The following is an 11,625-nucleotide window of genomic DNA, read 5'->3' as shown; positions in this document are numbered from 1 at the left end:
TCCGCCGGGCGGCTCTCCGCTGTCCGCCCGTGTCTCACCGGCTGGACGTGCGGTAGCGGTGGGTCGCCAGCGGGGCGAAGACGGCGATGAGCGCCACCGACCACAGCAGGCTCGCCGCGACCGGATGCTGCAGCGGCCAGACGGACCCCGCCGAGGTGGGGTTGCCGAACAGGCGGCGGGCGGCGGCCACGGTCGCGCTCATCGGGTTCCAGTCGGCCACCGGCCGCAGCCAGGCGGGCAGGCCCTCGGTGGGCACGAACGTGTTGGCCAGGAAGGTCATCGGGAACAGCCAGCCGAACGTGGCCGCGTCGGCCTGCGTGCCGCTGCGCACGTACAGGCCGATGTAGGTGCCCACCCAGATCATCGCCAGGCCGAACAGCGCCAGCAGCCCGAACGCCGCCGCCGTCTCGCCCGGGGAGCCGTGCGCCCGCCATCCGGCCAGCAGCACGGCCGCCGCGACCATGGCGGCCAGCGACATCAGGTGCATCGACAGGTCGGCCACGCTGCGCCCGATGAGCACGGCGCTGCGGGCGATGGGCTGCGCGCGGAACCTGTCGATGATCCCGCGTTCCATGTCCTCGCCCACCGCCGTGGCGGCCGCGGTCGCCGTCATGGCCATGACCTGCATGAAGATGCCCGGCATCAGGAAGCTGCGGTAGTCGCCGCCGCCGGGCAGGGTGATCGCGCTGCCGAAGACGTACCCGAACAGCACGGTCATGATGATGGGGAACACCAGGAATCCGGCGATCTCCCCCGGTTGGGCCTTCCACCGCGAGTACGTGCGGCCCGCGATGGTCAGGGAGTCGGTGACGGTCCAGCGCAGGTTCATGCTCGTGGCTCCTGTCATGCGGTCAGGTGGAGGAAGACCTCGTCGAGCGTCGGACGGCGGAGCGCGAGATCCTCGACGGCGATCCCGGCCGCGTCGAGGGCACGCGCGACGCGGACCAGCGACTGGGCCCCGTCGGGCGCCGGCAGGGTCATCCGCGTCCCGCCCGGCTCGACGGCAGGCTCGGACGCGAGCCCGAGCGTCCCGAGGGCCGTCGCCGCGTCGCCGGGGTCGCGGAAGACGATCCGCACGCGGTCGCCGCCGACCTGCCTCTTGAGCGCGGCGGGGGAGCCCGCCGCCGCGACCCGGCCCTCGCGCAGCACCACGACCTGGTCCGCCAGGTGGTCGGCCTCGTCGAGGTACTGGGTGGTCAGCAGCAGGGTGGTGCCCTCGCGGACCAGGTCGCGCAGCGCGTCCCAGAGCTCGCGGCGACTGCGCGGGTCGAGCCCCGTGGTCGGCTCGTCCATGAACAGGACGGGCGGCGCGACGATCAGGCTGGCGGCCAGGTCGAGCCGCCGCCGCATGCCGCCCGAGTACGTCCTGACCAGCCGCCGCCCGGCCGCGGCCAGCCCGAACCGCTCCAGCAGCTCCTCGGCCCTGCTCCTGGCCCGCGCCCTGGACAGGTGGTAGAGGCGGCCGAACAGCTCCAGATTGCGCCGGCCGGTCAGCAGCTCGTCCACGGCGGCGTGCTGGCCGGCCAGGCCGATGCGGAAGCGCAGCCGGGCCGCCTCGCGCACCACGTCGAGCCCGGCGACCTCGGCCCGGCCGCCGTCCGGGCGGAGCAGGGTGGCCAGGATGCGCACGGTCGTCGTCTTGCCTGCTCCGTTGGGGCCGAGCAGCCCGCACACCGTGCCGGCCGGGACGTCGAGGTCGATGCCCCTGAGCGCCTCCGTGGCCGCGTACCGCTTCCGTAAACCCTCCGCGTAGATCATCGCGAGGCTCCTTAACGGCGTTAAATCTAACAGCGTTAAGGATGCATTGAACGTTGTTAAGCTGTCAACCGTGGCACTTGAGAAGGGCACCATCGTGGCCGCGGCGCTGCGGCTGCTGCAGGAGACCGGGCTCGACGGGCTCACGCTGCGGCGGCTCGCGGGCGAACTGGGCGTCCAGGCGCCCGCGCTCTACTGGCACTTCAAGAACAAGCAGGAGCTCCTCGACGCGATGGCCGAGGCGATGACCGCCGCCCACATGACCCGCCCCGCGCTCACCGAGCCCGCCGCCTGGCGCGAGTGGATGAGGGACCACGCCCACCGCGACCGGGCGATGCTCAACTCCTACCGCGACGGCGCGCGGCTGGTGGCCGGCACCCGGCCGTCACCGGTGCTGTTCGAGGTGGTGGAGCGGTCGGTGGCGGCCCTGGAGTCGGCCGGGTTCGCTGTGGGCGACGCCGTCCGCGGGCTGTTCGCGATGAGCGTGTACGTCGCCGGGTTCGTGCTGGAGGAGCAGGCCGACCGGACGCGGCCGGACGCCGGCGGCGCCATGCCCGACCTGGCCGCCTTCCAGCGGGCCCACCCCCGGTTGACGGCCGGGCTGGCGGAGGTGGGCGACCCGCAGGGGGAGCGCTCGTTCGAGGACGGCCTACGGCTCATCCTCGACGGCATGCAGGGCCGCCTCGACCGTCAGGAGACCTGGGAGGCGGGGGCCGACCAGGTGTCGCAGGCCGCCGGCGAGACCGCCCGGTAGCCGCGCTCCAGCCAGCGCACGCGGTTGGCGCCCGTGCCGTGGCTGTGCTCCTCGCCCTCGTCGCCGGCGGCCCTGGTGGCGTCGAGCAGCGCCGTCCAGTCCTGCCGGGTACGGCTCAGCGACGGCCACACGCTGCCCATGAACGCGCCGGCCAGGCAGTCGGCCTGGAGCTCGTAGCGCCGGCTCTGCGCGCCCTTGCGCACGCCGAGGAGGCTCTGCACGTGGTGGCCGTACTCGTGGGCGGCGACCTTGAACGGGTAGAGGTCGGTGCGGCCCTCGATCCAGGCCCCGGTCAGCGGGAAGACGAGGGTGTCGCGGCCGATGCAGTAGAAGGCCGCCGCGTGCTCGGGCCAGGCGAACCCGCACACCTCCCGCACCGGCTCGTCGTAGTAGCGGACGACGGGCTTGCGGAACGTCCGGCCGGTACGCCTGAAATGCGCGGACCACGACTTGTCCAGGCATTTCACGACCGCTGTGAGGTATTCGCGGCTCCTGGGGATCCCGCCTGAGCTGATCGGCGTCTCGGGGCACGCCGACCGCCCGAGCCGCGGCCCCGCGACGGCCTCCACAGGCCCGGCCTGAAGAACGACCGCCGCCACCGACAGGGCGACAAGAGCGACAAGGGCACGCGAAACGGAGAAGCGCACGCTGAGCAGCATAGAGCTTCCCGCCACCCCGCCCCGCCACCTCGCCCCGCCACCTCGCCCCGCCACCTCGCCCCGCCACCTCGCCCCGCCACCTCGCCCCGCCACCTCGCCCCGGCACCCCGCCCCGGCGGCACCTGGCCCCGGGGTATCCGGCCTGCGGGGCGCCCCCGTTCGGCGGGGGCGGTCGGGGGTTGTCCAGCGGGGGTGACTGTGGGTGAGGGTGGTTGACTTTCGGGGTGAGTGACGTGGGATTGGTGTTACTTGTCGCGAGTGTGGCGGTTTTTCTGGGCGCGGTCGTGCAGGGGAGTGTGGGGTTCGGGCTGGGGCTGGTGGCCGCGCCCGTGCTGACGATGCTGGACCACAGCCTGATGCCCGGCGCGATCCAGGTGGTCAACATGACCCTGCCGCTGTTCACGCTGGCCGCCGAGTGGCGGCGGGTGGACTGGCGGGGGCTGGGGTTCGCGCTCCTGGGCCGGGTGCCCGGCAGCGCCGTCGGCGCCCTCATCGTCGTGTACGTCTCCGTCCAGACGCTCGGCGTGCTGGTCGGCGTCATGGTGCTGCTGGCGGTCGGGCTCACCGCGCGTACGGTCAGCGTCGTCCGCAACGGCGCGACGATCACCGGGGCGGGCTTCGTGTCGGGGATCACCGGCACCGCCACGGGCATCGGCGGTCCGCCCCTGGCGCTGGTGTACCAGAGTGCCAAGGGGCCGCAGATCCGGGCCACCCTGGCGATGTTCTTCTTCCTGAGCGCCGGGCAGTCGATCGCCATCCTGGCGTTCGTCGGCCACCTTCCGGCCCGCGCGCTGGCCACGGGCGCGGCCCTGATCGTGCCCATGACCCTGGGCTTCCTGGCGTCGCGGCCGCTGCGGCGCTACCTGGACGGCGGCAAGGTGCGGATGGCCGTCCTGGGCGTGGCCACCGCGTCGGCGGTGGCCCTGATCGCCCAGAGCCTGCTCACCTGACCCGCCGAGCCAGTCGCCGGGCCAGTCACCGGGCCAGTCACCGGGCCAGTCACCGGGCCAGTCGCCGGGCTACTCGCCGGTCTGCCCGTCGAGGGACTCGCGGATGAGGTCGGCGTGGCCGCTGTGCCGGGCGTACTCCTCGATCATGTGGACGAGGATCCAGCGCAGGTGGGGGCGGAGGCCGTCCGGCCAGGTACGCCGGGCGGGCTGGTCGAGCCCGCCGGCGGCCAGCGCCTCGGCGGTCAGGGCGCGCGAGCGGGCCACCGCGTCCCGCCAGAGCGCGCGCAGCTCGTCGGGGGAGTCGTGGGCGGCGGAGTGCCAGTCCCAGTCGGGGTCGGCCGTCCAGTCGACGGCGTCCCAGGGGGCGTGCGGGTCGCGCCCGTGCAGCATGCGGGAGAACCAGTGGTCCTCGACGTAGGCCAGGTGCTTGAGCATGCCGCCCAGCGTCATCGAGGACGCGGCGACGGTGGCGTCGAGGCCCGCCGCGTCGAGGCCCGAGCACTTCCACTCCAGGGTGGCCCGCAGGAAGTCGAGGAAGCCCAGGAGGGTCTCGGTCTCGTCGCCCATGAAGGGCGGTTCCGGGCGTCCTTGCTCGTCGAATACGGTCATGATCGGGCAGTCTAGCGACAAGGCGATTCCCGGCCGTTCCGTACGCTCGCGTCGTGATCAACGTGGTGGAGTGGACCAGGCTGGAGCCGTGGCGGGTCGCCCGCGCCCGTACCGACCGCGACGAGACCGTGATCATCAAGTGGACCGGGCCGCACGCCTCCCGCGCCCGCGACGAGCCGTGGCGGTTGCGCACGGAGGCGGCCGCCCTGCGGTTCCTGTCGGAGGACCTGGGGGCGGCCCTGGCGCCGCGCCTGCTGGCCGTCGACCTGGCGGAGGGGCGGCTGGTGCTGGAGGACCTCGCGCCGCGGACCGCGCTCGACGGACTGCTGCGCCGCCACGGCGCCGGGGCGCACGCGGACCGGCTGACGGCCGCCGCCCGCGCCCGGGGCGAGCTCGGCGCGATCACCGCGGGCCACGCGGAGGCGTACTACCGGCGGCGGGCCGCGCTCGGGCCGGTCGATCCGGCCGCCGACCGGCTCGGACGGGTCGCCCGGCAGCGCGAGACGGGGATGCCGTCGCTGCTGGGGGTGCCGGTCCCGGGCGGGGTGGAGCGGGAGTTCGGCGCGGCGCTGGCGGAACTGGCCGAGCCGGGGCCGTTCCTGGTGCTCAGCAACGGTGACGCCGAGGCCAACAACGTCCTGGTGCGCGAGCAGGGGCCCGCCGACGCGCGGCTGATCGACTTCGAGTTCGCCGGGTTCACGCACGCGCTGCACGACGCGGTCCCGCTGCACGTGCCGGGCCCTGGCTGGCTGACGCTGGGCGGCCCGGCCGAGGGAGAGGCCTACCGGCGGGCGCTGGCGGCCGGGGTCCCGCAGGCCGAGGACGACGTCCGTTACGAGAGGGGGCTGGCGGCGGCGTGCGTGTCGTACGCGCTGGCCAGGCTCACCCGGCTGCCCGTGCTGGACGGCCGCCCGGCGGGGGACGACAGCCAGGCCCAGCTCGTCGCGATCCTGGAGGCGGCCGCCCGTACCGCCGAAGGGGCGCTGCCGCGGCTGGCCGGATGGTGCCGCCAGGTGGCCGCGGCCCTGCGGCGCCGGTGGCCGGACGCGGACGTCGACCTCGGGACGCAGGCGCCGTACACCCCGCGCCGCTGAGCGAACGGCCCCAGCGGGGGCGTTCGCGGTACGGCGCACGACTACGCGACGGAGAAGCTCCCCGACCCGGCGGGGACGTGGCTGCCGTAGCCGGGCGAGACCGTGACGGACGACGAGAAGCAGAACGGGTCGCCGTAGATGCGGACGACCTGATCGGTCTGGTTGTTGAGCACGTGCGCGGCGGCGGGCAGCTTCGTGCAGCCGACGGGGTCGTTGTAGATCTCCAGGGGCAGCGGCTCGACCTGGAAGACGACGACCTGACCGGTCGCGGCCTGGGCGGGCAGGGGCGCGAGGAGCGCGGCGGTCGCGGAGGCGAGGACCACGGTCAGGGCGGCGAGGCGGGCACGGTGGCGCATGGGCGGGGTTCCTTTCCTTTCGAGGGCCCCTCCATCCTCACGAGCCTCGATGGTCACGTGCAGTAACCAAAGAGTTACTGTCAGTTACCAACCCTCCGGACCTACGTTTCTGGATTGTTACCGGAAACAACAAACTGCCGGACGGAAGGGTCTTCCAAAGCAGGCTGTGGCGGAATACGTTGCCGCAAACAACATTCATCCGGGCCCCTCCGGAAGAAAGGACCCTGCATCATGCGCAAGGGGATCCTCAGCCTGACCGCCGCGGCGGCGACGCTCGCCCTCGGTCTCACCGCCTGCGGGGGCGACAGCGGTCAGACCGGCACCACCTCCACCTCCTCCGCCTCGGCGACGCAGCCCGCGAAGGCCGGCAAGATCGGCGTCATCCTCCCGGACAGCAAGTCGTCGGCGCGCTGGGAGACGGCGGACCGCAAGTACCTGGAAGAGGCGTTCAAGGCCGCCGGCGTCCAGTACGACATCCAGAACGCCCAGAACGACAAGACGGCGTTCCAGACCATCGCCGACCAGATGATCACCAACGGGGCCACCGTCCTGATGATCGTCAACCTGGACAGCGGCAGCGGCAAGGCCGTGATCGAGAAGGCCAAGTCGCAGGGCGTGGCCACCATCGACTACGACCGCCTGACCCTGGGCGGCGGCGCCGCCTACTACGTCAGCTTCGACAACACCAAGGTCGGCACGCTCCAGGGCGAGGGCCTGAGCAAGTGCCTGGCCGACAAGAAGGTCGACAAGCCCATCGTCGCCTACCTGAACGGCTCGCCGACCGACAACAACGCGACCCTGTTCAAGAACGGCTACGACGGCGTGCTCAAGCCCAAGTTCGACGCCGGCGAGTACGTCAAGGGCCCCGACCAGGCCGTGCCCGACTGGGACAACACCCAGGCCGGGACGATCTTCGAGCAGATGCTCACCCAGCAGCCGAAGATCGCCGGCGTGCTGGCCGCCAACGACGGCCTCGGCAACGCCGCCATCACCGTGCTGAAGAAGCAGAACCTCAACGGCAAGGTGCCGGTCACCGGCCAGGACGCCACCGTCCAGGGCCTGCAGAACATCCTGGCGGGCGACCAGTGCATGACGGTCTACAAGGCGGTCAAGAAGGAGGCCGACGCCGGGGCCAAGCTCGCCGTCGCGCTGGCCAAGGGCGAGAAGCCCGCGGCGAGCGCCAGCGTCAAGGACCCCGAGACCAGCCAGGACGTGCCCTCCGAGCTGCTGGAGCCGCAGGCCATCACCTTCGACAACGTCAAGGACGTCGTGGCCGACGGTTACGTCACCAAGGAGGAGCTCTGCACCGCCGACTTCGCCAAGAAGTGCACTGAGGCCGGAATTCAATAGCATGGACGGGCGCGGCCGGGTGCCACCGGCGCGAGGCCGCGCCCCTCTTTAGGGAGCCCCATGACCCCCCTCCTCGAAGTGCGCGGGATCGACAAGAGTTTCGGTCCGGTGAAGGTGCTGCACGAGGTCGAGTTCTCCGCCTACCCCGGCGAGGTCACGGCGCTCGTCGGCGACAACGGCGCCGGCAAGTCGACGCTGGTCAAGTGCATCGGCGGCATCTACCCCATCGATTCGGGCCAGATCCTCTTCGACGGCCGCCAGGTCGCCGTCCACACCCCCCGGGACGCGGGCGAGCTCGGCATCGAGATCGTCTACCAGGACCTGGCGCTCTGCGACAACCTCGACATCGTCCAGAACATGTTCCTCGGCAGGGAGCGCAAGAACGGCTTCCTGCTCGACGAGGACAGCATGGAGGAGCTGGCCGAGAAGACGCTCAGCAGCCTGTCCGTGCGCACGGTGAAGTCCATCAGGCAGCAGGTCTCCAGCCTGTCCGGCGGTCAGCGGCAGACCGTCGCGATCGCCAAGGCCGTGCTGTGGAACAGCAAGGTCGTCATCCTCGACGAGCCCACGGCGGCCCTCGGCGTGGCCCAGACGGCGCAGGTGCTCGAACTCGTGCGCAGGCTGGCCGACACGGGCCTGGCGGTCGTCCTCATCTCGCACAACATGAACGACGTGTTCGCCGTCTCCGACCGGATCGCGGCGCTCTACCTCGGCAGGATGGCCGCCCAGGTCAAGACCGCCGACGTGACGCACGCCCAGGTCGTCGAACTGATCACCTCGGGTCGCAGCGGCGAACTCGGCCTCAAGAACGGGGTCACCCCATGAGCAAGGTCAAGGAACTCCCGGGCGAGGCCATCGTCGTCGCCGCGCAGTCCCCGTCGATCGCGCACAGCGTGCGGGCGTACTGGGAGCGCGTGCGGGGCGGCGACATGGGCGCGCTGCCCGCCGTGCTCGGCCTGATCGTGCTCTGCACGGTCTTCGCCCTGGCCCGGCCCGCGTTCGTCACCTCGATCAACTTCGCCAACCTGTTCACCCAGGGCGCGAACGTCACGCTCATCGCCATGGGCCTGGTCTTCGTCCTGCTGCTGGGCGAGATCGACCTGTCGGCTGGCTTCGCCAGCGGCGTCTGCGCGGCGGTGCTGGCCGTCACGCTGGCCACCTTCGGCCTGCCCTGGTACGTCTGCGTGCTGGCCGCCATCGCCACCGGCGTGCTCATCGGCGTCGTGCTGGGCACGCTGGTGGCCAAGGTCGGCATACCGTCGTTCGTGGTCACGCTGGCCGCCTTCCTGGCCTTCCAGGGCCTGGTCCTGGTGCTGGTCAACGAGGGCACGAACATCTCCGTCCGGGACAGCGTGATCGTCGCCGTCGCCAACAAGAACCTGCCGCCGCTGCTCGGCTGGATCCTGTACGCGGTGTGCGTGGCCGGTTTCGCGGCCGTGCAGCTCCTGCGGGCCAGGAACCGGTCCGCGCGCGGCCTGGTCGCCGACCCGCTGTCGCTGATCGCGGCCCGGGTGGGCGCCCTGGCGCTGCTCGGCGGGCTCGCGGTCTACGTGCTCAACCTGGAGCGCAGCCGCAACCCCGCGCTGGTCTCGCTCACCGGCGTGCCGATCGTGGTGCCGGTGATCGTCGTGCTGCTGGTCGTGTGGACGCTGGTGCTGCGGCGCACCGCGTTCGGCCGGCACCTGTACGCGGTCGGCGGCAACACCGAGGCCGCGCGCCGGGCCGGCATCCCGGTCGACCGCATCAAGATCGCGGCGTTCGTGATCTGCTCCTCGATGGCGGCGGTCGGCGGGATCGTGGCCGCCTCCAGGGCCAGCTCGGTCGACCCCAACACCGGCGGCAGCTCGGTGCTGCTGTACGCGGTCGGCGCGGCCGTCATCGGCGGCACCAGCCTGTTCGGCGGCAAGGGGCGTGTGCTCGACGCGGTGCTCGGCGGCGCCGTGGTGGCCGTGATCGAGAACGGCATGGGCCTGATGGGCTACGGTGCGAGCGTGAAGTACCTGGTCACCGGGTGCGTGCTGCTGCTCGCCGCAGGCGTCGACGCCCTGGCGCGCAAGCGGGCGGCTGCTGCTGGTCTAAGGTGATCAGCGACCCGCAGCCCCTGAAGGAACCCCAGACGATGCGTGCCGGACCGTCCCAGGAGGACATCAGGCGCCACAATCTCGGCGCGCTGCTTCGCCATGTCCATCTGGGCGGGCCGATCTCGCGCGCCGAGCTGACCGCGAAGATGGGGCTCAACCGCAGCACCATCATGGCGCTGACGTCCGACCTCACCGCCGCCGGGCTGGTGCGGGAGGAGCTGCCGCGCGAGACCGGCCGGGCCGGCCGGCCCTCGCTGGTGGTGCGCCCGGAGTCGGCGCGGGTCTACGTGTTCGCGTTCGACGTGGGCCCCGACCGGCTCGTGGCGGCGCGGGTGGGGCTGGGCGGCGTCATCCTCGACCGCAGGGAGACCACCCGCGACCGGGGCAGGTTCGCCCTCGACGAGCTGGCCGGGGTGCTGTCGGGGTTCGCCAGGCAGATGCGGCGCAAGACGCGCGACGACACCGTGTGCGTCGGCGCCGCCGCCGCCGTGTCCGGCGGGGTGCGCAAGGGCGACGGCGTGGTGACGTTCGGGCCCAACCTGATGGCCCACGACGTGCCGTTCGGCGAGGAGCTGGGCCGCAGGCTGGGCCTCGGGCTGCCGGTCAGCGTGGGCAACGACGCCAACCTGGCGGCCCTGGCCGAGCACAGCCGCGGCCTCGGCGTGGGCGTGCGCGACCTCATCTGCCTGCACGGCGACGTGGGCATCGGCGGCGGCATCATCACCGGCGGCCACCTGCTCGGCGGCTTCGACGGCTACGGCGGCGAGGTCGGCCACATGGTCGTCAACCCCGGCGGGCGCGAATGCTCCTGCGGCTCGCACGGCTGCCTGGAGGCCGAGGTGGGGGAGCGGGCGCTGCTGGAGCTGGCCGGCCGCTTCGGGCCCGGCCAGCACGGCCGCGACGCGGTCCGCGCCGTGGTCGACGCGGCCGACCGGGGCGACATCGTCGCGCAGGAGGCGCTGAGCCGGGTCGGCGACTGGCTCGGGCTCGGCGTGGCGAACCTGGTCAACATCTTCAACCCGGAGATGGTGATCTTCGGGGGCATGTTGCGGGAGGTCTACCTCGGCTCGGCGGCGCAGGTCCGCACCCGGCTGGCGCTGCACGCCATGGCCCCCCAGCGCGAGCACGTACGGCTGCGCACGTCGGCGCTCGGCGACCACGTGACGCTGGTCGGGGCGGCCGAGCTGGCCTTCGCCCACGTGCTGGCCGACCCGCTGGAGGTGCTGGCCAGGGTCAGCTCCTAGCGCACCCGGGCCTTGGGGGCCGTCCAGGTGTCGCAGGCGGCGGCGGAGCCGTCCCGGTAGCCGCGGTTCTGCCAGTAGGCCAGGTTGCGCGGGCGTCCGTGGATCTTGCTGTAGTCCGCCCGGCGGACGGCGTCCAGCCATTCGCGCCAGGTGACGTCGGGTTTGATCGAGGTGAGCGCGGCGCTGTAGAAGACGCCGGCGAAGCACTCGGCCTGCATCTCCAGCCGGTGGCTGAGCAGGGTGCGGGCCCCCGTGGAGGCGGGCTGGTAGAGGGCGTTCTGCGCGTCCAGCACGCCGGTGAGCTGCTGGACGTGGTGTCCCCACTCGTGCGCGACGGAGTGCGCGATGTTCATCCTGAACGGGTCGTCCAGGTCATGCTTCATGATGCGGATGACGATCGTGCGCTGCACCGGGCAGTACTGCGCGCCGTTGGCGGTGATCCGGCCGCAGACCGAGTCGCCGCCGGTGGTGACGGTCACCTCGGGCGGGCTGTAGGCCAGGCCCGCGGCCGCGAACCGGCCGGCCCAGAACCGGTCGGCGCACCTGGCCATGGCCCGGTGGAAGGACGTGAGCGAGGCGGCGCTGCCCGTCCTGATGGCGGGGACGGCGCAGGCCAGGCGTTCCCGTGCGACGACCGGCGCGGCCGACAATCCCCCATGCGCGGGGCGGCCCGCCGCGGCCGACGGAGCCGGCGACAGCAGAACCGCGATCATGCACATGGCAAGCGCCATGAGGGGAATGCGCACGATCGCGGATCTTAGAGGAGTTTGTAC

Annotated in this window: 13 protein-coding genes; 7 read left to right on the top strand and 6 right to left on the bottom strand. The window is 72.4% G+C overall.

Going from position 1 to position 11,625, the window contains the following annotated elements; all coding sequences use genetic code 11:
* Positions 1-34: 34 nt before the first annotated feature.
* Together ACIBST_RS29755 and ACIBST_RS29750 are read right to left on the bottom strand one after the other, a co-directional pair.
* A complete protein-coding gene (locus ACIBST_RS29755; RefSeq protein WP_397176413.1) occupies positions 35-829 on the bottom strand; it encodes an ABC transporter permease in 795 nt (264 codons plus the stop codon).
* Positions 830-843: 14 nt separating this feature from the next.
* Positions 844-1,758 (bottom strand): ATP-binding cassette domain-containing protein, encoded by a 915-nt coding sequence (locus ACIBST_RS29750; protein WP_397176411.1) that lies wholly within the window; start codon positions 1,756-1,758, stop codon positions 844-846.
* Between the two features lie 70 nt (positions 1,759-1,828).
* Here ACIBST_RS29750 and ACIBST_RS29745 point away from each other — a divergent pair, with 70 nt between their 5' ends.
* Positions 1,829-2,509 (top strand): TetR/AcrR family transcriptional regulator C-terminal domain-containing protein, encoded by a 681-nt coding sequence (locus ACIBST_RS29745; RefSeq protein ID WP_397176409.1) that lies wholly within the window; start codon positions 1,829-1,831, stop codon positions 2,507-2,509.
* Here ACIBST_RS29745 and ACIBST_RS29740 read toward each other — a convergent pair.
* Positions 2,446-3,156, bottom strand: coding sequence for a neutral zinc metallopeptidase (locus ACIBST_RS29740; RefSeq protein ID WP_397176408.1), 711 nt, complete (start codon positions 3,154-3,156; stop codon positions 2,446-2,448). The two genes, ACIBST_RS29745 and ACIBST_RS29740, sit on opposite strands and share 64 nt — an antisense overlap.
* Positions 3,157-3,428: 272 nt before the next feature.
* Here ACIBST_RS29740 and ACIBST_RS29735 point away from each other — a divergent pair, with 272 nt between their 5' ends.
* Entirely contained in the window at positions 3,429-4,118 is a 690-nt protein-coding gene (locus tag ACIBST_RS29735) for a sulfite exporter TauE/SafE family protein (RefSeq protein WP_397176406.1), read from the top strand.
* A 69-nt stretch (positions 4,119-4,187) separates the two neighbouring features.
* Here the strand turns inward: ACIBST_RS29735 and ACIBST_RS29730 are convergent, their stop codons facing one another.
* On the bottom strand, positions 4,188-4,727 hold the full coding sequence (locus ACIBST_RS29730) for a DinB family protein (RefSeq protein WP_397176404.1): 540 nt from the start codon (positions 4,725-4,727) through the stop codon (positions 4,188-4,190).
* A gap of 53 nt (positions 4,728-4,780) precedes the next feature.
* Here ACIBST_RS29730 and ACIBST_RS29725 point away from each other — a divergent pair, with 53 nt between their 5' ends.
* Positions 4,781-5,821, top strand: a complete 1,041-nt coding sequence (locus ACIBST_RS29725) for a hypothetical protein (protein WP_397176403.1) — start codon at positions 4,781-4,783, stop codon at positions 5,819-5,821.
* 41 nt (positions 5,822-5,862) lie between these two features.
* Here the strand turns inward: ACIBST_RS29725 and ACIBST_RS29720 are convergent, their stop codons facing one another.
* Positions 5,863-6,177, bottom strand: a complete 315-nt coding sequence (locus ACIBST_RS29720; RefSeq protein ID WP_397176401.1) for a hypothetical protein — start codon at positions 6,175-6,177, stop codon at positions 5,863-5,865.
* Between the two features lie 231 nt (positions 6,178-6,408).
* Between ACIBST_RS29720 and ACIBST_RS29715 the strand changes: the two genes are divergently transcribed.
* The 4 genes from ACIBST_RS29715 to ACIBST_RS29700 are packed head-to-tail and all read left to right on the top strand — an operon-like array spanning position 6,409 to position 10,852.
* Complete coding sequence (locus ACIBST_RS29715) at positions 6,409-7,527, top strand: sugar ABC transporter substrate-binding protein (protein WP_397176399.1); 1,119 nt, start codon at positions 6,409-6,411, stop codon at positions 7,525-7,527.
* A 60-nt stretch (positions 7,528-7,587) separates the two neighbouring features.
* A complete protein-coding gene (locus ACIBST_RS29710) occupies positions 7,588-8,352 on the top strand; it encodes an ATP-binding cassette domain-containing protein (protein ID WP_352365555.1) in 765 nt (254 codons plus the stop codon).
* Entirely contained in the window at positions 8,349-9,611 is a 1,263-nt protein-coding gene (locus tag ACIBST_RS29705) for a sugar ABC transporter permease (protein ID WP_397176397.1), read from the top strand. Before ACIBST_RS29710 ends, ACIBST_RS29705 begins: the two co-directional genes overlap by 4 nt.
* Before the next feature lie 35 nt (positions 9,612-9,646).
* Complete coding sequence (locus ACIBST_RS29700) at positions 9,647-10,852, top strand: ROK family protein (RefSeq protein WP_397176396.1); 1,206 nt, start codon at positions 9,647-9,649, stop codon at positions 10,850-10,852.
* Here the strand turns inward: ACIBST_RS29700 and ACIBST_RS29695 are convergent.
* Positions 10,849-11,598, bottom strand: coding sequence for a neutral zinc metallopeptidase (locus tag ACIBST_RS29695; RefSeq protein ID WP_397176395.1), 750 nt, complete (start codon positions 11,596-11,598; stop codon positions 10,849-10,851). The genes ACIBST_RS29700 and ACIBST_RS29695 overlap by 4 nt on opposite strands.
* Positions 11,599-11,625: the final 27 nt, after the last annotated feature.

It is taken from the genome of Nonomuraea sp. NPDC049684, from assembly GCF_044465345.1.
In the GTDB taxonomy this organism is placed as follows: domain Bacteria; phylum Actinomycetota; class Actinomycetes; order Streptosporangiales; family Streptosporangiaceae; genus Nonomuraea.
This window is presented reverse-complemented; position numbering and strand designations above follow the sequence as displayed.

Coding starts and splice junctions, on each gene's coding strand:
- ACIBST_RS29755 (WP_397176413.1), bottom strand. CDS start 829: ATGAACCTGCGCTGGACCGTCACCGACTCCCTGACCATCGCGGGCCGC.
- ACIBST_RS29750 (WP_397176411.1), bottom strand. CDS start 1,758: ATGATCTACGCGGAGGGTTTACGGAAGCGGTACGCGGCCACGGAGGCG.
- ACIBST_RS29730 (WP_397176404.1), bottom strand. CDS start 4,727: ATGACCGTATTCGACGAGCAAGGACGCCCGGAACCGCCCTTCATGGGC.
- ACIBST_RS29720 (WP_397176401.1), bottom strand. CDS start 6,177: ATGCGCCACCGTGCCCGCCTCGCCGCCCTGACCGTGGTCCTCGCCTCC.
- ACIBST_RS29715 (WP_397176399.1), top strand. CDS start 6,409: ATGCGCAAGGGGATCCTCAGCCTGACCGCCGCGGCGGCGACGCTCGCC.
- ACIBST_RS29710 (WP_352365555.1), top strand. CDS start 7,588: ATGACCCCCCTCCTCGAAGTGCGCGGGATCGACAAGAGTTTCGGTCCG.
- ACIBST_RS29705 (WP_397176397.1), top strand. CDS start 8,349: ATGAGCAAGGTCAAGGAACTCCCGGGCGAGGCCATCGTCGTCGCCGCG.
- ACIBST_RS29700 (WP_397176396.1), top strand. CDS start 9,647: ATGCGTGCCGGACCGTCCCAGGAGGACATCAGGCGCCACAATCTCGGC.